Source organism: Flavobacterium aestuarii, from assembly GCF_040049115.1.
Classification (GTDB): domain Bacteria; phylum Bacteroidota; class Bacteroidia; order Flavobacteriales; family Flavobacteriaceae; genus Flavobacterium; species Flavobacterium aestuarii.
Genome location: NZ_JBDLZZ010000007.1, coordinates 242,266 through 265,596, shown reverse-complemented (window position 1 = coordinate 265,596; position 23,331 = coordinate 242,266). Strand labels below are relative to the sequence as shown.

Annotated in this window: 20 protein-coding genes; 11 read left to right on the top strand and 9 right to left on the bottom strand. The window is 36.4% G+C overall.

The window, feature by feature from the left end:
* Window positions 1-223: 223 nt before the first annotated feature.
* On the bottom strand, window positions 224-4,747 hold the full coding sequence (dnaE, locus tag ABEG11_RS10225; RefSeq protein ID WP_348824067.1) for a DNA polymerase III subunit alpha: 4,524 nt from the start codon (window positions 4,745-4,747) through the stop codon (window positions 224-226).
* A gap of 1,032 nt (window positions 4,748-5,779) precedes the next feature.
* On the opposite strand from dnaE, the gene leuC reads away from it, so the two are divergent.
* From leuC to leuB, 5 genes are all read left to right on the top strand, one after another.
* Entirely contained in the window at window positions 5,780-7,174 is a 1,395-nt protein-coding gene (leuC, locus tag ABEG11_RS10220; protein WP_348824066.1) for a 3-isopropylmalate dehydratase large subunit, read from the top strand.
* Between the two features lie 155 nt (window positions 7,175-7,329).
* Window positions 7,330-7,926, top strand: a complete 597-nt coding sequence (gene leuD, locus ABEG11_RS10215; RefSeq protein WP_348824065.1) for a 3-isopropylmalate dehydratase small subunit — start codon at window positions 7,330-7,332, stop codon at window positions 7,924-7,926.
* A 165-nt stretch (window positions 7,927-8,091) separates the two neighbouring features.
* Window positions 8,092-8,880, top strand: coding sequence for a methyltransferase domain-containing protein (locus ABEG11_RS10210; protein ID WP_348824064.1), 789 nt, complete (start codon window positions 8,092-8,094; stop codon window positions 8,878-8,880).
* 75 nt (window positions 8,881-8,955) lie between these two features.
* Window positions 8,956-10,476 (top strand): hydroxymethylglutaryl-CoA lyase-like TIM-barrel protein, encoded by a 1,521-nt coding sequence (locus ABEG11_RS10205; RefSeq protein ID WP_348824063.1) that lies wholly within the window; start codon window positions 8,956-8,958, stop codon window positions 10,474-10,476.
* Between the two features lie 165 nt (window positions 10,477-10,641).
* Window positions 10,642-11,703: a 3-isopropylmalate dehydrogenase gene (leuB, locus tag ABEG11_RS10200; protein ID WP_194640435.1), complete on the top strand. Its 1,062-nt coding sequence runs from the start codon at window positions 10,642-10,644 to the stop codon at window positions 11,701-11,703.
* Window positions 11,704-11,822: 119 nt separating this feature from the next.
* Here leuB and rbp read toward each other — a convergent pair whose 3' ends face one another.
* Both rbp and ABEG11_RS10190 read right to left on the bottom strand, forming a co-directional pair.
* A complete protein-coding gene (rbp, locus tag ABEG11_RS10195; protein WP_325263670.1) occupies window positions 11,823-12,176 on the bottom strand; it encodes an RNA-binding regulator in 354 nt (117 codons plus the stop codon).
* Between the two features lie 258 nt (window positions 12,177-12,434).
* The gene (locus ABEG11_RS10190) at window positions 12,435-12,965 is read right to left on the bottom strand and encodes a DUF6252 domain-containing protein (protein ID WP_348824062.1); all 531 of its coding nucleotides are present in this window, start codon (window positions 12,963-12,965) and stop codon (window positions 12,435-12,437) included.
* A gap of 154 nt (window positions 12,966-13,119) precedes the next feature.
* Here ABEG11_RS10190 and ABEG11_RS10185 point away from each other — a divergent pair, with 154 nt between their 5' ends.
* The 4 genes from ABEG11_RS10185 to ABEG11_RS10170 all read left to right on the top strand — a co-directional run bounded on the left by ABEG11_RS10185 (window position 13,120) and on the right by ABEG11_RS10170 (window position 16,735).
* Complete coding sequence (locus ABEG11_RS10185) at window positions 13,120-13,677, top strand: 30S ribosomal protein S16 (protein ID WP_348824061.1); 558 nt, start codon at window positions 13,120-13,122, stop codon at window positions 13,675-13,677.
* A gap of 15 nt (window positions 13,678-13,692) precedes the next feature.
* A complete protein-coding gene (gene rimM, locus ABEG11_RS10180; RefSeq protein ID WP_348824060.1) occupies window positions 13,693-14,217 on the top strand; it encodes a ribosome maturation factor RimM in 525 nt (174 codons plus the stop codon).
* Between the two features lie 120 nt (window positions 14,218-14,337).
* Entirely contained in the window at window positions 14,338-15,051 is a 714-nt protein-coding gene (locus ABEG11_RS10175) for a tRNA1(Val) (adenine(37)-N6)-methyltransferase (RefSeq protein WP_348824059.1), read from the top strand.
* A gap of 277 nt (window positions 15,052-15,328) precedes the next feature.
* Window positions 15,329-16,735: a carbohydrate porin gene (locus ABEG11_RS10170; RefSeq protein WP_348824058.1), complete on the top strand. Its 1,407-nt coding sequence runs from the start codon at window positions 15,329-15,331 to the stop codon at window positions 16,733-16,735.
* A gap of 78 nt (window positions 16,736-16,813) precedes the next feature.
* Here ABEG11_RS10170 and ABEG11_RS10165 read toward each other — a convergent pair whose 3' ends face one another.
* Window positions 16,814-17,200: a hypothetical protein gene (locus tag ABEG11_RS10165; protein WP_348824057.1), complete on the bottom strand. Its 387-nt coding sequence runs from the start codon at window positions 17,198-17,200 to the stop codon at window positions 16,814-16,816.
* A 242-nt stretch (window positions 17,201-17,442) separates the two neighbouring features.
* Here ABEG11_RS10165 and ABEG11_RS10160 point away from each other — a divergent pair, with 242 nt between their 5' ends.
* Complete coding sequence (locus tag ABEG11_RS10160) at window positions 17,443-18,621, top strand: acyl-CoA dehydrogenase family protein (protein WP_348824056.1); 1,179 nt, start codon at window positions 17,443-17,445, stop codon at window positions 18,619-18,621.
* 149 nt (window positions 18,622-18,770) lie between these two features.
* Here the strand turns inward: ABEG11_RS10160 and ABEG11_RS10155 are convergent, their stop codons facing one another.
* The 4 genes from ABEG11_RS10155 to ABEG11_RS10140 all read right to left on the bottom strand — a co-directional run bounded on the left by ABEG11_RS10155 (window position 18,771) and on the right by ABEG11_RS10140 (window position 21,363).
* Window positions 18,771-19,088: a 2Fe-2S iron-sulfur cluster-binding family protein gene (locus ABEG11_RS10155; protein WP_348824055.1), complete on the bottom strand. Its 318-nt coding sequence runs from the start codon at window positions 19,086-19,088 to the stop codon at window positions 18,771-18,773.
* 51 nt (window positions 19,089-19,139) lie between these two features.
* Window positions 19,140-19,613, bottom strand: a complete 474-nt coding sequence (locus tag ABEG11_RS10150) for a hypothetical protein (protein ID WP_348824054.1) — start codon at window positions 19,611-19,613, stop codon at window positions 19,140-19,142.
* A gap of 283 nt (window positions 19,614-19,896) precedes the next feature.
* Window positions 19,897-20,136, bottom strand: coding sequence for a NifU family protein (locus ABEG11_RS10145; RefSeq protein WP_100432953.1), 240 nt, complete (start codon window positions 20,134-20,136; stop codon window positions 19,897-19,899).
* A 99-nt stretch (window positions 20,137-20,235) separates the two neighbouring features.
* On the bottom strand, window positions 20,236-21,363 hold the full coding sequence (locus ABEG11_RS10140) for an Mrp/NBP35 family ATP-binding protein (protein ID WP_348824053.1): 1,128 nt from the start codon (window positions 21,361-21,363) through the stop codon (window positions 20,236-20,238).
* Window positions 21,364-21,719: 356 nt separating this feature from the next.
* Between ABEG11_RS10140 and ABEG11_RS10135 the strand changes: the two genes are divergently transcribed.
* Window positions 21,720-22,955: a L,D-transpeptidase family protein gene (locus ABEG11_RS10135; RefSeq protein WP_348824052.1), complete on the top strand. Its 1,236-nt coding sequence runs from the start codon at window positions 21,720-21,722 to the stop codon at window positions 22,953-22,955.
* Between the two features lie 35 nt (window positions 22,956-22,990).
* Here the strand turns inward: ABEG11_RS10135 and ABEG11_RS10130 are convergent, their stop codons facing one another.
* A complete protein-coding gene (locus ABEG11_RS10130; protein WP_348824051.1) occupies window positions 22,991-23,323 on the bottom strand; it encodes an MGMT family protein in 333 nt (110 codons plus the stop codon).
* Between the last annotated feature and the right edge of the window lie 8 nt (window positions 23,324-23,331).

Genomic DNA, 23,331 nt, shown 5'->3' with positions numbered 1-23,331 from the left:
AGGTGACCCTCTTAATTTTAAAGGCCAGCCTGCGATTTTCATAGGTGCAGCATATCAATTGTTTAGGCTCGCCTATGCTTTGGGTAGGCTCGCCTATCAAAATCATAGGCAAGCCATGATTTTGATAGGCGTTGCTATTAACAACTTATTTAAACTCCTCCAAAAATTATTTTGAAACAAGTAACCTATAAATCCAAAAAGCAATCCGCTGCTCCTAAAAAAACTAATTCAGCTTGAAATTAATCTGCATTTTTTCCAGTTCAAATAATAATTCATTCGAGATCTGAACCTTAAGTTTTCGGCTTGGCATCGCTAATTTAGTGACCACTTTAATTTCTTCGACTTCGGTGACTTGTTTGGCTTCGGTTATTTCACCAGCTTCTTCATTTTCTTCTGCAAATGCTTCTTCATCCGTTTCAAATTCGGGAGTTGTTTCGACAAGACGCTTTATTTTTTCGAGTTCCATGATTTCAAAAGCTACAGTATTATCACCTTTATACTCTTGGAAAAGATGATTCAGCTTATGAACAAGTTCCGCTTCGATATCTTTAATATTCAATAAAAGAATGAGTTTTTTAGCAAAAGTACTCAGTACATCCTGCAGATACTGCACTAAAACAAACTGCATTCTAGGCTCTGCCCGTTTACCGGTTTCCTGATTTACCCAGCCTTCTTTAATCAGCACTTTCATGAAAGTGAAATTGTTCTGAATAAAGAAATGCCTGAACTTCAAATACTCTTCCCCGAAAATCTTGAACTCGTAACTCTCGTCATATCCTTCAAGGACAAAAGTCCCCCAGCCTTTTCCGTTCTTCGCAACTCGGTGCTGTACATTGGTAATAATTCCGCCAAAAGTCAGGTTCTTGCCTACATACTGTTCCATATTTTTCAATGCTTCCAATTTTGCATTGCAGAAATATTTCATCTCAAATTTATAATCGTCCAACGGGTGCCCAGAAATATAAATCCCTACCACATCTTTTTCCTTTGCCAGTTTTTCCATCGTGCTCCAGTCTTCACATGGAGGCACAACAGGTTCGGCAATCTGAACATCACTGCTTTCGCCAAACAGACTTACCTGTGAGGAATTCTCGTTTTCCTGATATTTGGAACCATAACGCATGGCTTTTTCGTAAAAGGTAATTCCGTCGCCATCATCGTGAAAATATTGTGCTCTTGTAGTTCCCTCAAAAGAGTCAAAACCACCAGCTAATGCCAGGTTTTCAATCGCTTTTTTATTGGCTGCACGCAGATCAATACGTTTAGCCAAATCAAAAATCGATTTGTATTTTCCGTCTTTTCTGTTTTCCACAATTGTAGCAACAGCTCCTGAACCCACACCTTTAATCGCTCCCATCCCGAAACGAACCGCATAATCATCATTTACGGTAAATTTATAATACGACTCGTTCACACAAGGACCCAAAACCTGAAGTCCCATGCGTTTACATTCTTCCATGAAAAACGATACTTGCTTGATATCGTTCATGTTATTCGAAAGCACTGCAGCCATATATTCTGCTGGGTAATGGGCTTTCAGATATGCGGTTTGATAGGCAATCCAAGCATAGCAGGTCGAGTGCGATTTATTAAACGCATAACTCGCAAAAGCTTCCCAGTCTTTCCAGATTTTCTCCAAAATCTTCGCATCATGTCCTTTTGCAGAAGCCTGTTCAACAAACTTCGGTTTCATTTTATCAAGAACGTCCTTTTGTTTCTTACCCATAGCTTTACGCAAAACGTCAGCTTCACCTTTGGTAAATCCTGCCAGTGACTGGGACAAAAGCATTACCTGCTCCTGATAAACGGTAATTCCATAAGTCTCTCCCAAATATTCTTCGCAGGCATCAAGATCGTATTTAATTTCTTCCTCACCGTTTTTTCTGCGAACGAATGAAGGAATATATTCCAAAGGTCCCGGACGATACAAGGCGTTCATTGCAATCAAGTCCCCAAAAACTGTTGGCTTCAGATCCTTCATGTATTTCTGCATTCCGGGTGACTCGTATTGGAAGATTCCAACGGTTTCACCTCTTTGGAACAGCTCATAAGTTTTGATATCATCAATCGGGAAAGTGTCGGGATCAAGTTCAATTCCGGTTCGGTATTTTACCAACTTAACAGTATCTTTTATCAGAGTCAGGGTCTTCAGACCCAAGAAATCCATTTTCAACAGTCCCGCACTTTCGGCAACCGAGTTATCAAACTGCGTTACATATAAATCGGAATCCTTTGCGGTAGTAACAGGAACATAATTGGTAATATCCGATGGCGTGATAATCACCCCGCAGGCGTGAATACCGGTATTTCGCATCGAGCCTTCCAGAATTTTTGCCTGCTGAATAGTTTCTCCTGCCAAATCATCTTCATTGGCAATAGCGATTAATTCTTTTACAAGTTCAAACTCATCAGCACCTTTTAATGCTTTTTTTACCTCATCTTCTGATTCAGAAAGGAAACGTGCCAAATTCCATTTAGACGGCATCATTCCCGGAATCAGTTTTGCAATTCTATCCGCTTCAAATAACGGCAAATCGAGTACACGCGCCGTATCACGAATCGCTGATTTGGTTGCCATTTTACCATAAGTGATAATCTGCGCCACCTGATTGGCACCATATTTATTGATTACATAATCCATTACACGGCCACGGCCCTCATCATCAAAATCGATATCAATATCGGGCATGGACACACGATCCGGATTCAGGAAACGCTCAAAAAGCAGGTCGTACTTAATCGGGTCAATATTGGTAATTCCCAAACAATAAGCAACCGCAGAACCCGCTGCAGATCCACGTCCCGGTCCAACCGAAACATCCATTTTTCGGGCTTCGGCGATGAAATCCTGAACAATCAAAAAGTAACCCGGATATCCTGAATTGGAAATCGTCAATAACTCAAAGTCCAGACGCTCCTGAATTGATTCGGTAATCTCACCGTATCTTTTTCTGGCACCGATCATCGTCAATTCCCTCAAATAGGCATTTTCCCCGCGCACGCCATTGTCCTTTTCATCTTCGGGATCAACAAACTCTTCGGGAATATCATATTTAGGAAGCAATACATCTCGATAAAGAGAATAACCCTCAACTTTATCTACAATTTCCTGAATGTTGATAATCGCTTCGGGCAAATCGGCAAAGAGTTTTTTCATCTCTTCGCCCGACTTATAATAGTATTCCTGATTCGGAAGTCCATAACGATATCCTCTGCCTCGGCCAATTGGTGTTGCCTGTTTTTCTCCGTCTTTTACACACAGCAAAATATCGTGCGCATTGGCATCTTCCTTATTTAAATAGAAAGTATTATTGGTCGCAATCAGCTTAACATTGTGCTTTTGCGAAAATTCAATCAAAGTCTTGTTAACACGGTTTTCATCTTCCTGATTGTGGCGCATTACTTCAAGATAAAAATCATTCCCGAATTGCTCTTTCCACCAAATCAAAGCCTCTTCGGCTTGGTTTTCACCGATGTTCAGAATTTTACTTGGAATCTCTCCGTATAAATTTCCGGACAGTACCATGATGTCTTCCTTGTATTTTTCGACTATCGTTTTATCGATTCTTGGAACATAATAAAAACCATTCACATAGGCTATCGAAGCCATTTTGGCCAAATTATGATAGCCATTTTTATTTTTAGCCAATAAAACTACTTGGTAGCCATTGTCTTTTTTGGATTTATCCAAATGATTATCACAAATATTGAATTCACAGCCTACAATCGGTTTGATTTCGGTTTCGGTTGGTTCTTCACCAGCCTCGGCCAAAGCTTTATTTTTGGCAGAAGCACCTTTGTTGTGGTTCATCACTGCACTCACAAAATGGAAAGCTCCCATCATGTTTCCGGTGTCGGTCATGGCCACTGCCGGCATGCCATTTTTGGCGGTAGCCGATACCAGATTGCCAATTCCGATAGTCGACTGCAAAACCGAAAACTGCGTATGGTTATGCAGATGCGCAAACTTGGCTTCTTTTAAACCTTGCTTATCCGAATCGGAAACAACAGTTTGTATATCATCAGAAGCTAATGCTTTCAGCTGCTCTCTGATGGCATCCGAAGCCTTTTTCAGATTGATGTGTTTTAATCCGATTATTGGAATTTCCTTCGGATTTTTATTTTGGAATGCTTCGAAATAATCCTTTGGAACATCAAGTTCTTCCTTGGTAAAAACTTCACGTCGGACTAATTCCAAAAAACAGCGGGTAGTTGCCTCAACGTCGGCGGTGGCGTTGTGCGCTTCCGCAAAAGGGACGCTGAATAAATATTCGTGTAATTCGGTCAAGGTTGGCAGTTTGAATTTTCCTCCACGGCCTCCCGGTAGTTTCAATAACGAGGCTGTAACCTCAGTACAGGTGTCCAGAACCGGCATCGAACTCATTGGGGAATCGACCCCCATTCGATGCAGTTCGGCTCCCATAATATTTATGTCGAAACCTAAATTCTGCCCTACTATAAACTTTGCTTTTCCTAATGCAACATTGAATTTCTCCAAAACTTCCATTAACGGAATACCGTCGTGTTGCGCCAATTCGGTCGAGATTCCGTGAATACGCTCGGCATCATACGGTATATTAAAACCCTCTGGCTTTACCAAATAATCCTGATGCTCGATAAGCGTTCCCATCTCGTCATGTAACTGCCAAGCGATCTGTATACAGCGAGGCCAGTTATCAGAATCGGTGATGGGCGCATCCCAGCGCTTAGGTAAACCGGTAGTTTCGGTATCGAATATTAAGTACATACGTTTAAATAACAAAAATTAAAAGTCCAAATTCAAAGTTTTGAATCCTATAAATCATTGACTTTGTGAGCCATAAAAAACAATACAATCACAAAATGGCAGAAATCAAATTTAGTCTTTTTATGGGGAAAGAGACAGGGAAATTATCAACAAAAATAAAGAGAATTAAATTGCCAGGAATAACATGAATCATTTCCAACGGATTAAAATCCGTTGCTACAAAATGAGCCGTTCCTACGGGACTTTTTCGGTACAGAGCCGTAGGCTCGAATCATATTGTAGGGATGGATTTTAATTCCATCCAATTGAAATCAGCATTTATATAATCGTCAAATTTTTCAATTTCATACGTAATTCGGTCTTTTCTCTAACATTGCAAATGCTCCTGCGAGCGCGTGAGGGATAGAAATAAGCTACCGAAGTAGCATGGATAGCCCGACAGCGCTGGGGAAAGGGGCTGTATATGCGGTACTATAAATAAGCCCCTTTTCTCAGCGGTGGCACGCCCAAATGTTTTTCAATTTTATAGCATTGGTTTCTTTTCAAAAAACCTACATTCCAGTCAAATATTTATCTCTTATCATTTTTTGGATGTCGTAGTATTTTTTGAAAAAATAATACTCTTGGAGAACATCATTTTCTTTGAAAAAAACAAAATTATATTTCAAAAAAGAAGCAGAATTTTAAATATGAATCTAACTATTTGTTACTATTTAATTTTAAAATGTTACATTTTTTAAACCAAAAACTGTTATTTTATAGCACAATAGCGATAAATTTGCCAATTATTAAAAACAACAGTAAACTCAGTGCCAGTTGTTCCATTTAAAAAAAAGTATTGCCATTTGTAAATAGTTCTCTTTCCAAAATAAAGCAGTAACCGTTTGCTATCCAAAAAACAGAATTGTTTGGGTATCGTATAAAACGAAATATTGCAATTGACGGCAGTATAACTTTTTTTTACTTTTGAACTTCTATTATAATTACATCAAGTTTCTGTGGTTATACCAATTACAATTAAAAAAAAACAAAATGAGTAAGACATTATTTGACAAAGTATGGGATTCACATGTAGTGCGTAAAATTGAAGATGGGCCAGATGTGTTTTTTATTGACCGCCATTTCATCCACGAAGTTACGAGTCCTGTTGCATTTTTAGGATTAAAATCCAGAGGTGTAAAGGTTTTGTACCCAGAGCGTACTTTTGCCACTGCCGATCACAACACACCAACTATAAACCAGCACTTGCCTGTTGCTGATGCTTTATCTGCAAACCAGTTAAAAGCGCTGGAAGACAATGCTACCGAATACGGAATTTCACACTGGGGATTAGGCCACCAAAAAAATGGAATTGTACACGTAGTAGGTCCAGAAAACGGAATTACTCTTCCTGGTTCAACTATTGTATGTGGTGATTCTCACACTTCTACTCACGGTGCTTTTGGAGCGATTGCTTTTGGTATCGGAACTTCAGAGGTTGAGATGGTACTTTCTACTCAATGTATTATGCAGCCAAAACCTAAAAAAATGCGTATCAATGTAAATGGTACTCTTAGCAAAGGTGTTGGTCCAAAAGACGTTGCTCTTTATATTATTGCGCAATTAACTACTTCTGGAGGTACAGGATATTTTGTTGAATATGCCGGTGATGTTTTCGAAAACATGACTATGGAAGGGCGTATGACTGTGTGTAACCTAAGTATCGAAATGGGTGCCCGTGGTGGTATGATTGCTCCTGACCAGACTACTTTTGATTTCCTTGAAGGAAGATTATATGCTCCTAAAGGTGAAGCTTGGACTAAAGCAGTTGAATACTGGAAAACTTTGAAAACTGATGCTGATGCTGTTTTTGATGCGGAATTAAACATCAAAGCGGAAGATATCGAACCAATGATTACTTATGGTACAAATCCTGGAATGGGAATTGGTATCACTAAACATATTCCAAGTGCTGACCAAGTGGAAGGCGGTGAGGAAACTTATAAAAAATCGTTAGCTTATATGGGCTTCCACGAAGATGATGTGATGATCGGTAAACAAATCGATTATGTTTTCTTAGGAAGCTGTACAAACGGACGTATTGAAGATTTTAGAGCTTTTGCTGAAATTGTAAAAGGCCGTAAAAAAGCGGATAACGTTACTGCTTGGTTAGTTCCAGGTTCACACGTTGTTGAAGCTCAGATTAAAGAAGAAGGTATTTTGGATATTTTGACTGAAGCAGGATTTGTACTGCGTCAGCCAGGATGTTCTGCTTGTTTGGCAATGAACGATGATAAAGTTCCTGCCGGAAAATATGCAGTGAGTACTTCAAACAGAAACTTTGAAGGACGTCAGGGTCCAGGTTCAAGAACGTTGCTAGCTTCTCCAATTATGGCAGCAGCAGCGGCAGTTACTGGAAAATTGACAGATCCAAGAGAACTTTTTTAAAGGATTTATGAATGCAGATCAACGATTTTTGATTTCAGATTTCGTTAACCGCATCAAAATATTTTAAAATTCAATTTACATTTTACAAAAAAAACATTAACGCTTTTTGTTTTAAATCTAAAATCAGAAGTCGTTAATCAAAAATCAAAAATCAAATGGCATACGATAAATTTAATATACTTACCAGCAGTGCAGTGCCGCTGCCGATAGAAAACGTAGATACAGATCAAATTATTCCAGCACGTTTTCTTAAAGCTACAAAACGTGAAGGTTTTGGAGACAATCTTTTCAGAGACTGGAGATACAACGGAGATGATACTCCAAAAGCAGATTTCGTTTTAAACGATGCTACTTACTCTGGAAAAATCCTTGTTGGAGGAAAAAACTTTGGTTCAGGTTCATCACGTGAGCACGCTGCTTGGGCAGTTTACGATTACGGATTCCGTGCTGTGGTTTCTTCTTTCTTTGCAGACATTTTTAAAGGAAACTGTCTGAACATTGGTGTTTTACCAGTACAGGTAAGCCCAGAATTTGCTGAAACTATTTTCAAAGCTATCGAAGCTGATCCAAAAACAGAATTGGAAATCAATCTGCCAGCACAGACTATTACTTTATTAGCAACAGGACAACAAGAATCTTTTGCCATTAACGGATACAAAAAGAACAATATGATCAACGGATTTGATGATATTGATTACTTGCAGAATATTAAAGAAGATATTACTGCTTTTGCAGACAAGCTTCCTTACTAAAAAACCATCTTGTAGTTGAATTAAAATTATTGGAAAATAAAGGTCAATTTTAATAACACCCGACAGGTTTTAAAAATCTGTCGGGTTTATAAATAAAAATAAGTATGGTTTTAGAAATGGCTGTTCTTCTGGTAAAAAAGATAGAATAAAAGTCTTAAAAAACAAATGAAAGCAAACAAACACATTCAAAGAGACGGACAGGAATCCAAAAAGGTATTTGATAGAAGCCTTGCCAATGATTACAGGCATTTGTCTTCTATTTTAAAACCTGGGCTGAAAGTTCTCGACATTGGATGTGCCACTGGTTTTATTTCTAAAGATATTGCTGAAATAGTTGGCGAAAACGGAAAAGTTACAGGAATTGACAATACTGAAAGCTTGATTTTGAACGGAAGGGAAGTACATCAAAAGGTAACCAATCTGGAATTAATTCATACTGATTTATTTGATTTTAATCCAGAGGAAAAATTTGATTTAATCGTTTCGGCAAGAACACTTCAATGGTTAAACAATCCTAAAGAAGCTTTGGTAAAAATGAAATCGTTACTAAAACCTAATGGTCAAATTTCGATTTTGGATTATGACCATACTAATTTAGACTGGAATCCGTCGCCTCCGGAAAGCATGCAGGAATTCTACAATATATTCTTAAAATGGAGAGCCGATGCCGGAATGAATAATAGAATTGCAGAAGATTTACCGAATTTATTAGAAGAAGCAGGTTTTCACTCGGTTGAAAAAATCAATTCGGATGAGTTATATACTAAAGAAAGAGAAGATTACAAATCGAAAATAGGGATTTGGTCTAAAGTTGCCGATTCACCTCAAATGGTTGAAGAAGGTTATTTAGACAATGATTTGCGATTGAAAGCTATAGAAGAATATAATCATTGGGTAGAAACAAAAGCAGTTTCTATGACAATGAAATTAAATGAAGTGCGGGGAAGAGTATAAAATTTGCTGAAGGCAAAAAACAACATAATAAAACATACAATACCCTTTTTATAAAGGTTTTATAGAATAGCAATAATGGAAAAAAGAAAAATTGAAATAATGGATACGACGCTTCGAGATGGTGAACAGACCTCGGGAGTATCCTTTTCGGCAGCAGAAAAATTAACCATTGCGCAATTATTGCTTGAAGAATTACATATTGACCGTATTGAAATTGCATCGGCTCGAGTGAGCGAAGGTGAATTTCAAGGGGTAAGCGGCATCATGTCCTGGGCCGCAGAAAAAGGCTACACCAATCGTATCGAAGTACTGGCTTTTGTAGATGGCGGAATTTCTATCGAATGGATGAAAAACGCTGGAGCCAAAGTGCAGAATCTTTTGACAAAAGGTTCATTAAACCATTTGACCCATCAGTTAAAAAAGACGCCTGAACAGCATTTTACCGAAATCGCAAAAACAATTGCATTGGCCACTGAAAATGGAATTTCAACCAATGTTTACCTGGAAGACTGGAGCAATGGTATGCGTAATTCTCCAGAATATGTTTTTCAATATTTGGATTTCTTGACAACACAGCCTGTCAAAAGAATATTATTGCCTGATACTTTGGGAGTGTTAATTCCATCAGACACTTTTGAATTTATTTCAAAAATTACAGCAAAATATCCAGACATTCATTTTGATTTCCATGCGCACAACGATTACGATTTGAGCGTTGCCAATGTTATGGAAGCTATAAAAGCAGGTATCAGCGGACTGCACGTTACTGTAAACGGAATGGGAGAACGCGCTGGAAATGCACCGCTGGAAAGTACTGTTGCGGTGATTAATGATTTTATGCCTGAGGTAAAAATCAATATCAAGGAATCGTCTCTATACTCCGTAAGTAAACTGGTTGAGACTTTTACCGGTTATAGAATCCCAGCCAATAAACCTATCGTTGGAGATAATGTTTTTACACAAACTGCCGGCATTCATGCAGATGGTGACAACAAAAACAATTTATATTTTAATGATCTGCTTCCAGAACGTTTTGGAAGAAAACGTAAATATGCTTTAGGAAAAACATCCGGAAAAGCCAATATCGAAAAAAATCTGCAGGAATTAGGATTAAAACTTAACCCTGAAGATTTGAAATTAGTTACCCAAAGAATTATCGAATTGGGTGATAAAAAAGAAACGGTTACCAAAGAGGATTTACCTTATATCATTTCGGATGTTTTGGACAGCCAGACGTATAAGGAAAAAGTTGTAGTGGAATCGTATTTATTATCTCATGCCAAAGGACTTCGCCCTTCTACAACACTCTGCCTAAAAATTGACGGAGAAGTTTTTGAAGAAAGCGAGCAAGGTGACGGACAATTTGATGCTTTTATGAATGCCCTTTCAAAAATATATAAAGGCAGAAAAATGACGCTGCCAAAATTGATTGATTATGTAGTTCGGATTCCTCCTGGAAGCAGCTCGGACGCTTTGTGCGAAACGATTATCACTTGGACAGACAACGAAAAGAAATTCAAAACAAGAGGATTAGATTCAGACCAGACTGTAGCTGCAATCATTGCAACACAAAAAATGCTGAATGTAATTCATTAAAAAAGTTGCTAAGTTGCCAAGATTCTAAGTTGCTAAGTTTTTCTAACTTTCTTAAAATATTGGTAATTAAGTAACGTATACAATTATAAAGCTAAAAAATATTTAAAAAAGACTAAGCAAAAAACTTAAAATCTTAGTAACTCAGAAACTTAAAAATAAAAAACAATGAAATTCAACATTGCCCTTTTAGCCGGAGACGGAATCGGACCAGAAGTAGTTAACGAAGCAGTTAAAGTATCTGATGCTATTGCTAAAAAATTCAACCATGAAATCACCTGGACTCCAGCACTTACTGGAGCTTGTGCAATTGATGCCGTTGGAGTGCCTTACCCAGATGAAACTCACGAGGTTTGTATGGCTGCCGATGCTGTTCTTTTTGGAGCTATCGGACATCCAAAATATGATAATGATCCTAGCGCACCGGTAAGACCTGAGCAAGGTTTATTGCTGATGCGTAAAAAATTAGGTTTGTTTGCTAACGTTCGTCCAACTTTTACATTCCCTTCTTTGATCGATAATTCTCCATTAAAAAGAGAAAGAATTGAAGGAACTGATTTAGTTTTCTTAAGAGAATTGACTGGAGGAATCTATTTTGGTGAAAAAGGAAGAAAAGACGGCGGAGACACAGCTTTTGACAACTGCGTTTACACAAGAGCTGAAGTACAGCGTTTAGCTAAAAAAGGTTTTGAACTGGCAATGACACGTTCTAAAAAATTATGCTGTGTGGATAAAGCAAATGTATTAGAAACTTCACGTTTATGGAGAGAAACAGTACAGGCAATGGAAAAAGATTATCCAGAAGTAACTGTTTCTTACGAGTTTGTTGATGCTGTTGCAATGCGTCTAGTTCAATGGCCAAACTCTTATGATGTATTGATTACCGAAAACTTGTTCGGAGATATTTTGACAGATGAAGCGTCTGTGATTTCAGGTTCTATGGGATTAATGCCATCGGCATCTGTTGGAGAGCATACTTCTCTTTATGAACCAATTCACGGTTCTTACCCACAAGCTACAGGATTGAATATCGCTAATCCATTGGCAACTGTTTTATCTGCGGCTATGATGTTTGAAGATGCTTTTGGATTGAAAGACGAAGCAGAAGCTATCAGAGCTGTTGTAAACAAATCATTGGAACAGGGAATTGTTACTGAAGATTTGGCTGGAAAAGGCGCAAAAGCATATTCAACAAGTGAAGTTGGTGACTGGTTAGTTGCTAATTTGTAAAAATAATTTGCGTAAAGAGGCTGCAGTGCAATGTCTCTATCGTAAAAATCCAAAATAATTATAACAAAAAAGGTGCCAATTTGCATTGGCACCTTTTTATTATATGATTGAAAAAAATATTAATATCTTCCTCTGTCTCCACCACCACGGTTATCACCGCCACGGTTGTTTCCATAACCTCCGCGAGAATCACCGCCACGGTTGTTGTTAAAACTTCTTCTTTCGCCTTCTGGTTTTGGTTCAGATTTGTTTACAACGATAGCACGACCTTGAACAGTTGCACCATTCAATTCATCGATAGCTTTTTGAGCCTCACTGTCATTTGGCATTTCTACAAAACCAAATCCTTTACTTCTTCCAGTAAATTTATCAGTGATAATTTTTACAGAGTCAACTGCTCCGTAAGCCTCAAAAGACTCTCTTAAATCTGCTTCCTCAATACTAAATGGAAGGCTTCCAACAAAAATGTTCATATGTACTTATTTATAATATAAAAACAAATGTACTCTATTTTTTCTCTAATCAACTATTAATTAGCTTATTTATCAGATAATTTATAAAAACTCTCTGTTTCTGTAGGTTGCCCACTTTTTAATTTGACAATTTAAAACTGCCGTATGTGTTGGCAGTGATTTCAGTATCAATATAAAAAACACTGCCCAAATAATTCTCCGCTTATAAATTAATTTTACAGAATGTAAAGCTTTCCATCTTATCAATATTAAAAAACGTTAAAAATTCTTTGTCACACCTGCTTCAATGGTAACTGGGACTCTGTAAAATATTCCTTTTGTAAAGCTGACACTTTTTACTGCCAGAGGATCTGCCGACTCATTTTTGGCATTAAACTTAAACTCTCCGGTAATTGTGTGATTTGCAGCATCTACTTCTTTGATAATAATTTGACCATTGCCAATATTTTCGCTTGTTGAAAAAACAGTTGCATCATCTCCTTTTGTGGTCACTAACTCTACTTTATTAATGTCATTATCCCCAAGAATATAGGTTTTAGTTTCGATACTTCCTGTTTTCAATGTTAAAATATCATTCTTTTGATACGCTTCTATCGTCAAAGACCCATCAGATGACTGAACAGCAGTAAACAAGGTAGAACTCCATAGCACATTATCTTTTAATGCCTGGACTGCAGGGTTATTAAACTTTACCTGATCCTCACAGGAAGTTAAAACACAAAACACAGCTATAGCTGAAAAAAATCTACTTATATATTTTAAATTTAAATAATGGAATACTGCTTTCATAAGTTGTTTTCTTTTTTCAAAAATAGGATAAAAATTTAGCTAATAAACTATTACTCATTAAAATAATAAACTTTTTAGATTGTTTCAATAAAAAATGTATCTTTGCACCCTTAATTAATCGAGGTCGAGTACCTCAAAATTTAATCATACGATTATGTCAGTAAAAATTAGATTACAAAGACACGGTAAAAAACAAAAACCGTTTTACTGGGTTGTAGCAGCTGATGCTCGCTCAAAAAGAGATGGTAAATACCTGGAAAAAATTGGTACTTACAATCCAAACACAAATCCTGCAACTATCGAATTAAACTTAGATAGTGCTGTAAAATGGTTGCACAATGGTGCTCAGCCTACTGATACTGCAAAAGCAATTCTTTCTTACAAAGGAGCTTTATTGAAACACCACCTAGATGGAGGTATTCGTAAAGGTGCTTTGACTCAAGAACAAGCTGATGCAAAATTAGCTGCTTGGCTAGAAGCTAAAGCTGGAAAAGTTGATGCTAAAAAAGATGGCTTATCTAAAGCACAGGCTGATGCTAAAGCTAAAGCTTTGAAAGCTGAACAAGCTGTAAACGCAAAACGTATTGCTGATGCTGCACAAGCTGAAGCTGATGCTATTGCCGCTGCAACTCCTGCTGTTGAAGAAGAAGTTGTTGCCGAAGCTGAAGAAGCTCCTGCTGCTGAAGAAAATAACGAAACAACTGAAGCATAATTTAGCCGGCGAAAAATGCGTAAGGAAGATTGTTTCTATTTAGGCAAAATCGCCAAAAAATTTAGTTTCAAAGGGGAAGTCTTAGCTTATTTAGACACAGACGAACCTGAGTTATACGAAAACTTGGAATCAGTGTTTGTTGAATGCAGCAAACATCTGGTTCCTTTTTTTATAGAAAATAGTTCTCTTCACAAAAACGATTTCCTTCGCATTCGTTTTGAAGATATAAATACCGAAGAAGCTGCAGACAGCCTTGTAGGAAGCGATCTTTATCTTCCATTAAAAATGCTGCCAAAACTCACAGGCAACAAATTCTACTTCCATGAAGTAATTGGTTTTGAAGTAGAAGACAAACGTCTTGGCTATGTTGGAGAAATTCAATCTATAAACGACACTACAGCACAGCCCCTTTTTGAAGTACTTAAAGGTGATGCCGAAATCCTGATTCCAATGATTGATCATTTTCTAGTCAAAATTGACAGAGAAAACAAAAAAGTTATCATGGATTTACCAGAAGGATTAATTGAAATGTACTTGTAGAAAAGTTTATCGATAATTTACTTCGTCAATTCGCTTTGCTCGTGTGTTTAATCGGTTAATCTAAAAAATCTGCAATCAACAATCGCTAATCTTCATCTAAAATCTTCATCTAAAATCTCCATGTCCAAATTCCAATTCAAACAGTTTTCAATAGAACAAGACCGCTGCGCCATGAAAATTGGAACTGATGGTGTTTTGCTGGGTGCTTGGACTCCTATAGAAAACAATCCTTTCAGCATTTTAGATATTGGAACTGGAACTGGAATTATTGCCTTAATGCTAGCACAAAGAAGCGCTGCACAGCAGATTGACGCGTTGGAAATAGACGAAGATGCCTATGAACAAGCCACAGATAATTTCGAAAATTCCCCTTGGAATGACCGATTATTTTGTTTCCATGCTGGTCTGGATGAATTTGCAGAAGAACCAGAAGATGAATATGACTTAATTGTTTCCAATCCTCCTTTTTATAGTGAAGATTACAAATCAAATGACAATCAACGCGACTTAGCTCGTTTTCAAGATGCTATGCCTTTTGAAGAATTGATAGAAGCAGCCGCTTTGCTCCTTTCGGAAAACGGAATTTTCTCAGTTATAATCCCTTTTAAAGAAGAAGAAAATTTTATAGCTATTGCTAAAGAATGTGAGTTATATCCCTTAAAAATTACCCGTGTAAAAGGCACTTCTTTTACTGATACAAAACGTTCTTTGTTGGCTTTTTGCCGAGACGAAAGCACCCTAGCTATTGAAAATGAATTAATTATAGAAATAGAAAGACATAGCTATACCCCGCAATATAAAGAACTCACAAAGGATTTTTATTTAAAAATGTAAATCCGTTCCTTCGCTCTATTTACTACCTGACTCTTTTATTCATTTTTTTCAATAATATTGAATTTTAAATGATAAATGCTTATTGCACAAAAAAAAGCTCTGTTTTCAAAAAGGCTATTTAAAATTGTCTTTTTTAACCATAAATTTTTCATAAAAAAATATTAATTTTGATATGATTCAGACTTAAAATATAAGGATCAATCTATCTATGAAACAGATAACTGCTGACAGCATAAATAGATTAAAAGTTTTGAGAAATATTTAAAAAATTGAAACTATGAAAAACCAATTAACCCCCATCCTCTTTTTTTTATTTTCGCTGCATTTATTCGCTCAGAGTCCCACTATTTCCAATAAAAACTTTTCACTTGGCAGCTATGGCAGGGCTGGGATTGCAAAGTCACTTGGAGCTGCAAACACTGATTTCCCACAATCCCTTAATTTAAATGGAATGGGATCAATTGGGGGACGTTTCGAAGAAAATGATTATTTCGAATTGGTAACAGCATTACACTTTGATCCAGTTATTGCTGGCGGAGAAAAAACCAAAATCAATGTGCAGGCACGTTTTTCCTTCTATACCACTCAGGGTCAATTAATAGGCAACGTTTCTAATAAAGCAATTGGAGGAATTACAACCGCTTTGCCCGAAGTATATGCCGAGGCCAATAATATAATGGGCAGCGATTGGAGTGTATGGGCAGGAGCTAGACTAAACCGTGGCGATGATATACATATTATTGATCATTATTATTTTGATGACCATTCAGGACAAGGGATTGGAATCAAATACAAAAACACACAATTTTCACAGATTTTTACTGGCTCAATAGATACAACATCAACTTTACCCCCCAGCTTTTACCTCAATATTGTAAATGGTACTCCTACCTTAGGCTTACGAAATAGATATGTCTCTGTATTAGAACACAAAATAATGATAAAAGAAGGATATGTCAAGTTACTTGCCGAATATCAGCGACTTCCCGCAGGAACTGCGCAAGATGCTCACACTTTTTACAATTATCCTGCAGATAATGGCTATGTGGTTGGAGCAAAATATTTAAAAAATTTCCAGTCTAAAATACCTGGATCATTTAATGCAATTAGCGCACGTTACGGAACCGGGATAGCAAATGGCGGTGACGGAGGAAGCAGCCGAACCTATGTCACCTACGGAGCTCCTAATATCGAGACTAACAGCTTCAAGAAAGCCTACTCCTTGGCTTTAACAGAAACATTTTTACTACACCTCAACAAAAACTATTCCTTAAACGGTTATGCAATATATACAAAAAGCCGTGGTGCCAGCGATAGTTTAAACAAAGCTCCAGATTATCTTGGCAAACAATTGCTGTTTAATCGCAAGCAGGACATTGCTGCTGGAGCGAGAGGAACCTGGTTTATAAAAGACTGGCTGCATTTACTCCATGAATTTGATTTAGCATGGAGAAAAGATGGAACACAGGACTTTGCTCAGATGACAAAATTTACCATTGCGCCAACATTTGTTCCCACTGCGGTTCGTGATGTCTGGGCGAGACCTCATTTCAGGCTAGTTTATAGTGTAGCCCATTACAATAAGTTTGCGGCAGACAATCTTTACTCTCCATATCTCGCTCAAAGCGGTACCAAAGATTGGGGTCAATATATTGGAGCAAAAGTTGAATGGTGGCTTTGGTAACAAAAAAAAGTTCCAGTAATTTGTGATTTAAAATCATGTATTACTGGAACAATTTTTTAGTTAATCTGCAAGCAGCCTTTATTTTGATATGCAATAGGTATTCTCTGGATCTACATCTCCATCTGGAAAATTTTTGGCATGAAAAGTTCTTTTTACTGTAATGCAATCACCGTCGATGCTAATAATTGTCATTACAATTTTATCTCCGACCTCCATTTGTGATTCTACAAGCTTTTTAGTACAAGTAATTTCATATTCACAATCACTTAACCACTTAACACCCCAGATTAACTGAAGTACGCCGTTGTCATAACTTTCTTGGGTTGCACCTTTAATAGTAAAAGTTTTTTTGGGATAATCCGGATTATAGGCCTTCATGTTTTTTAGCTTACTGCAATCCAGCGTTTGAGAATATCCTATTGATCCTGCAAATAATAATAAAATAAGTGTAATTTTTTTTTTCATAATTTTAGGTTATCTGATTTGGGGTAAAACAGTCATTAGTAATAAGCAATATTACAAAATTGTATTTCTCTATCCAATATTTATGAACTCCTTTTGATATAGATTTGCAAAATATTATTTAGGGGCTTGCATCTTTTTTTTAATATATGAACATACCAACTAAATAAATTAGTTTTATAACATTTTGAATTAGTTTTGTTATATTTCTTTATGTAGATTTGTATCAATTAAAAACACTGTTTATGAGACCCGACTTATTTCAAGCCCCAGATTATTACAATCTAGATGATTTATTAAGTGAAGAGCACAAACTTGTTCGCGATGCTGCACGAGCGTGGGTTAAGCGCGAAGTTTCACCTATAATAGAAGAATATGCACAAAGAGCAGAATTTCCGAAGCAAATCATAAAAGGTCTAGGAGAAATAGGTGGCTTTGGTCCATATATTCCTGTAGAATATGGCGGAGCTGGACTGGATCAAATCTCTTATGGATTGATAATGCAGGAAATAGAACGTGGCGACTCAGGTGTTCGTTCTACATCATCAGTACAATCTTCCCTAGTGATGTATCCAATCTGGAAATATGGCACCGAAGAACAGAGAATGAAATATCTTCCAAAGTTAGCTACTGGGGAATTCATGGGATGTTTCGGGCTTACTGAACCCAATCATGGTTCAGATCCTGGCAGCATGATTACTAATTTTAAAGATATGGGGAATTATTATCTTTTGAATGGCGCCAAGATGTGGATCTCCAATGCACCATTTGCAGATATTGCAATTGTTTGGGCAAAAAATGAAGAAGGAAGAATACACGGATTAATCGTAGAACGTGGCATGGAAGGTTTTACTACTCCCGAAACACATAACAAATGGTCGCTTCGCGCATCATCAACTGGTGAATTGATTTTTGACAATGTAAAAGTACCTAAAGAGAATTTACTGCCTAACAAATCTGGTCTTGGAGCGCCTCTTGGCTGCCTAGACTCAGCTCGTTACGGAATTGCCTGGGGAGCCATTGGAGCTGCAATGGACTGTTATGACACTGCTTTGCGATATGCCAAAGAAAGAATCCAATTTGACAAACCTATCGCAGGAACCCAATTACAGCAAAAAAAATTAGCCGAAATGATTACTGAAATCACTAAAGCACAATTACTTACATGGAGACTAGGGGTTTTAAGAAATGAAGGAAGAGCTACTACAGCCCAAATATCTATGGCTAAAAGAAACAATGTGGACATGGCCATTCATATTGCACGTGAGGCAAGACAAATGCTAGGAGGAATGGGGATTACTGGAGAATACTCTATTATGCGCCACATGATGAATTTAGAATCTGTAATTACTTATGAAGGAACTCACGATATCCATCTGCTAATTACCGGCATGGATGTAACAGGAATTCCCGCATTTAAATAACTTTAAATAGCTGATAAGCAAAAAGCTTCCTTTTAACAGGAAGCTTTTTTATCTTTATATCTTACTGAACAACAATTAATTGCCCCAAAAAAAGGAAAGCAAGTGTAAAAAATCAGTTCAAAAAATTAATTAATATTCAGAAAAATTCTTTAATTTTCAGGAGCAAGCTCTAATTCTAATCCGTCCAGACTTTCAGTGATAGGAATTTGACAGCCTAATCGACTGTTTGCTTTTACATAAAATGCTTCAGAGAGCATTGCTTCTTCATCATCACCCATTGCTGGCAATTCTACATCATTAAGAACATAGCATTGGCAAGAAGCACACATTGCCATACCTCCACAAGTACCTTCAACAGGAAGCTCATAGGCTTTACAAAGTTCCATTATATTCATTGCCATATCAGTAGGCGCCTGCAGATCATGTATTATTCCTTCTCTATCTTTAATTTTAATTAGAACGTCCATTTATTTTTATACTATTTGTTTTTTTAGAAATTGTGCCTCAATATACACAATTTAGCTTTTAACTTCAAGGTCAACCGCCATTTCTTTTCTATTTTCTTTATTTAATATTTTTAAGCCTATTATATCTGCCTGATTAATAATAAAAACAATTACAGCATTAGGAGCATAAGTGCCATCATGAGTTTTGAACACCAACTTTCCTTCATAGGTTAAATTAACCAATCCATTTTTATCTGTTTTGCTTTTGGTCTGTATTTGAGAAGTAAATTCAGCTGTCGTGTAGGCACTATTTTCCAGCATATTAGCTTTCCCTCCGCTTAGTTCCTTCAGAAATTCTGCATTCGAAATCTTCAATTGGCCTGTTCTATTAGAATAAACATCAATCATCCTGCTAAAATTTATCTCAGTCCAGGCATCATCAACATTTACATATGTTCTAGTAACAAATGCTTCCTGTATAGGTTCTTGTCCAAATGTTTTACAAAGGCTCAATAATAAAACGATCACTAAATAAAGCTTTTTCATAATTCAAATTTGTAGGTTAGTGTTACAAATGTAAATTTTTATTTGAAAAAACAGCTCTAAAAAATTTGAATTATTTATACTGTTTTTTACACATAATAAAAAAAACAGCGGTATTATTGGCAATTCGTTAATGATAATCTTTAAAAAAACCTCTTTTGATTACGTTTTAACAAGTAGAAGATATTAAATTATAAGAGGCAGATATGATTTTTATCATTTTATCAGTTAATTTTTTTTATTAATAATTTTTATGATATTTAAGATAAATTTGCCTTTTTAAACTTTACAAAACATTAACCACTGTTTCAATTTGAGGAGCATATTTTTTTATGGTAGTTTCTACTCCTGCTCTCAAAGTCATCTGATTAACACTGCAGCTGGTACAAGCTCCTTCCAGGCGGACTTTTACATGTTTGCCTTCATCAATTGAAATGAGCTTAATATCTCCTCCATCCGAATTCAAAAAAGGCCTTATTTCATCTAGCGCTTTCAAAACATTGTTTGTTAATTCTTCTGTTTTCATAGGTTGTTGTATATTATTTGCCATCTGTATATTCCAGATAAAATCACATTGAGTGATTTATTTTATTTATAATAGCATTAATTCCGTCAGGCATGCTTGTTATTTCTTAACTGCTGAACATCCGGCCATTGTAGTAATCTTGATTGCTTCTGTAGGTTGCAAGTTTTCATTTCTGTTAACAACTTCGCTAACAACGTTGCGTGTAATCTCATCAAAAACATTTTCAATTACAGAACCTGTTTGTAATGCAGCAGGCCTGCCATAATCGCCCGCTTCACGAATAGATTGAACAATTGGAACTTCTCCCAGAAATGCTACCCCTAAATCTGTGGCCAGATCTTTTGCTCCTTCTTTACCAAAAATATAATATTTGTTATCAGGTAATTCTTCCGGAGTAAAGTAGGCCATATTCTCTATGATTCCCAAAACGGGAACATTTATAGCTTCCGACAAAAACATTGAAACTCCTTTTTTGGTATCGGCCAAAGCAACTGCCTGTGGCGTACTCACTACAACGGCTCCAGTAACTGGTAATGATTGCATAATAGAAAGGTGAATATCTCCTGTACCTGGAGGCAAATCAATTAACATAAAATCCAATTCTCCCCAATTGGCATCAAAAATCATTTGATTCAATGCTTTGGAAGCCATTGGCCCTCTCCAGATTACAGCCTGGCTTGGAGATGTAAAAAATCCGATAGAAAGCATTTTTACTCCATAACTTTCTACAGGTTTCATTTTTGATTTACCATCAACTTCTACCGAAATAGGCTTTTCATTTTCAACATCGAACATAATTGGCATGGATGGACCATAAATATCAGCATCCAAAACCCCAACTGCAAAACCCATTTTTGACAATGCTACAGCCAAGTTTGCTGTAACGGTAGATTTACCAACTCCTCCTTTTCCTGAAGCAACAGCAATAATGTTTTTAATGCCTGGAATTGCTTTTCCTTTTATTTCATTCTTTTCTGGCACCTCGACTTTTATATTTACTTTGATTTTCGCATCTGGTAAAACCAAATCCTGTATAGTCTTTTTAATATCGTCTTCGGCTCTTTTCTTAATGTGCATGGCTGGTGTATGCAGCAGAAGATCTACTATAACCTCATCTCCAAAAGTGACTACATTTGTAACTGCACCGCTCTCTACCATATTTTTACCTTCGCCGGCAATAGTAATTGTTTCTAATGCCTTGAGAATACTGTTTTTATCTAATTTCATTTTTGATTCCTTATCTGTTTTCCGTTTTTAAAAAACGTGTTTTTATTTAAACTAATTTTAGATTGCAAAGATAACTTATTAAGTTCTTATTCTAAAGGATTTGAATCGGATTTATTGATATTGGAATTACCCAGAATAATAGTATTTGTATTTCTTGATTTATTCATTTGTTACTGCAATAAACAATTAAAATTTTGGTATATTTAAGACAAGCCTCCGCTTGATGTGAATTTTAAAATAAATTGATATTATTCTGTAAAGAGTTCACTATTACTGTTTTATAACTTTGAATACTGTAATTTATCGGATTGCATATATTAAAAAAATCAAACAAAGTTATTTAAAAACATAAAGTCATGCGAAATCCTAATATCCTATTAACCACAATAATGGCTGGGCTTTTATTCTCTTCTTTTAGTTTTGAAAATAAAACAAAACAGCACATTGACAGCGGCTTTTCTTCAAAGCAGTCAGGAATGCTTTTCCATAATAATCCGACGCTGGAATTTTACAAAAAAGCTGATTCAGTTAAAGCAGATGCTGAAAACAAAAACGCATATGTTTTATCTACTCAATATGAAAAACTTCAAAATATTTTAGAAAAATATCAGACTATTGAAAAAAATAATCAATGGAAAAAAATTGATATCGACGCTGAAAATTTTAAGGATTTGAACCCGATGGACAGTGCTTCCAGCATAAAACAGATAAGAGAAAGATTATTCATTGTGGGCGATTTAAAGAAAGATTCAAAAAGCAATATTTATGATGAAGAATTAATGGCTGGTGTTTTAAATTACAAAAAAAGACATGGCCTGGCTTTGAATTATAAGCTGACACTTGAACACATAAATCAGATGAACGAACCCATAAGCAACAGAATTAAAACTATAAAACTGAATATGGAACGCTGTCTTGAAATGCCTGAAAATGCTGCAAATTCATCTGAATATATTATGGTAAATATCCCTTCGTATAAATTATTTTACATCAAAGATGGGAAAAATGCTTTTACATCAGATGTATTTGTAGGGGCTAAATGGTCACAAACAGAAATTCTAAGCAGTATGATGGATAAAATTGTCTTCAGTCCATACTGGAATATCCCACAAAGTATAATAGACAATGAGTTAAAGCTAAAAATGTATGCTGATAAAAATTATCTTGAGGAAAATAACATGGAATGGAACGGCGGCCGAGTGAGACAAAAACCCGGGCCAAAAAATTCCTTAGGATTAGTTAAGTTTATGTTTCCCAATCAGTATGATATTTACATGCATGACACACCTGCAAAAAGTTTGTTTTTATTAGAGAAACGTACTTTTAGCCATGGCTGCGTAAATATCAAAGATGCCAAAGGCCTTGCTCAGGCAATTTTAAAAAACGATCCCGATTGGACAACTGAAAAGATTGATCTTGCAATGAATGGCGAAAAAGAAACTCCATATGAATTAAAAAATAAAATTCCAGTGTATATGAGTTATTTCACAGCATGGGTAAGCTATGATACTGGCGAAATTAACTTTTTTGAAGATATTTACGAAAAAGATGCTGATGCCGAAAAAACGCATAATGGTGTAGCTATGTTTTAAATATGTTTAAAACAGGATATGCTTTTTCTCTATAATTAAATTATTTGATTGGGCTGCCAAAAGTGTTTTTCCAAATCTACAATTTGATTGTCCACGACTTTGATACCTTCATTTTCCAAGAGCTGCTGCATAAGATTAGTTCCATCAAAATGGTGCTTTCCTGTGAGCAGCCCTTTTCTATTAACTACCCTGTGTGCAGGCACGTCTTCCAATCCATGCGCAGCATTCATCGCCCAGCCCACCATTCTTGCCGAACGAGCTGCTCCTAATACTTTGGCAATTGCCCCATAGGAAGTGACTTTTCCATAGGGAATCTGCCTCACAACTCTATAAACCCTTTCAAAAAAATTATCATCTGCTGTTTCCATCTTTCAAA

Coding starts and splice junctions, on each gene's coding strand:
- dnaE (WP_348824067.1), bottom strand. CDS start 4,747: ATGTACTTAATATTCGATACCGAAACTACCGGTTTACCTAAGCGCTGG.
- leuC (WP_348824066.1), top strand. CDS start 5,780: ATGAGTAAGACATTATTTGACAAAGTATGGGATTCACATGTAGTGCGT.
- leuD (WP_348824065.1), top strand. CDS start 7,330: ATGGCATACGATAAATTTAATATACTTACCAGCAGTGCAGTGCCGCTG.
- ABEG11_RS10210 (WP_348824064.1), top strand. CDS start 8,092: ATGAAAGCAAACAAACACATTCAAAGAGACGGACAGGAATCCAAAAAG.
- ABEG11_RS10205 (WP_348824063.1), top strand. CDS start 8,956: ATGGAAAAAAGAAAAATTGAAATAATGGATACGACGCTTCGAGATGGT.
- leuB (WP_194640435.1), top strand. CDS start 10,642: ATGAAATTCAACATTGCCCTTTTAGCCGGAGACGGAATCGGACCAGAA.
- rbp (WP_325263670.1), bottom strand. CDS start 12,176: ATGAACATTTTTGTTGGAAGCCTTCCATTTAGTATTGAGGAAGCAGAT.
- ABEG11_RS10190 (WP_348824062.1), bottom strand. CDS start 12,965: ATGAAAGCAGTATTCCATTATTTAAATTTAAAATATATAAGTAGATTT.
- ABEG11_RS10185 (WP_348824061.1), top strand. CDS start 13,120: ATGTCAGTAAAAATTAGATTACAAAGACACGGTAAAAAACAAAAACCG.
- rimM (WP_348824060.1), top strand. CDS start 13,693: ATGCGTAAGGAAGATTGTTTCTATTTAGGCAAAATCGCCAAAAAATTT.
- ABEG11_RS10175 (WP_348824059.1), top strand. CDS start 14,338: ATGTCCAAATTCCAATTCAAACAGTTTTCAATAGAACAAGACCGCTGC.
- ABEG11_RS10170 (WP_348824058.1), top strand. CDS start 15,329: ATGAAAAACCAATTAACCCCCATCCTCTTTTTTTTATTTTCGCTGCAT.
- ABEG11_RS10165 (WP_348824057.1), bottom strand. CDS start 17,200: ATGAAAAAAAAAATTACACTTATTTTATTATTATTTGCAGGATCAATA.
- ABEG11_RS10160 (WP_348824056.1), top strand. CDS start 17,443: ATGAGACCCGACTTATTTCAAGCCCCAGATTATTACAATCTAGATGAT.
- ABEG11_RS10155 (WP_348824055.1), bottom strand. CDS start 19,088: ATGGACGTTCTAATTAAAATTAAAGATAGAGAAGGAATAATACATGAT.
- ABEG11_RS10150 (WP_348824054.1), bottom strand. CDS start 19,613: ATGAAAAAGCTTTATTTAGTGATCGTTTTATTATTGAGCCTTTGTAAA.
- ABEG11_RS10145 (WP_100432953.1), bottom strand. CDS start 20,136: ATGAAAACAGAAGAATTAACAAACAATGTTTTGAAAGCGCTAGATGAA.
- ABEG11_RS10140 (WP_348824053.1), bottom strand. CDS start 21,363: ATGAAATTAGATAAAAACAGTATTCTCAAGGCATTAGAAACAATTACT.
- ABEG11_RS10135 (WP_348824052.1), top strand. CDS start 21,720: ATGCGAAATCCTAATATCCTATTAACCACAATAATGGCTGGGCTTTTA.
- ABEG11_RS10130 (WP_348824051.1), bottom strand. CDS start 23,323: ATGGAAACAGCAGATGATAATTTTTTTGAAAGGGTTTATAGAGTTGTG.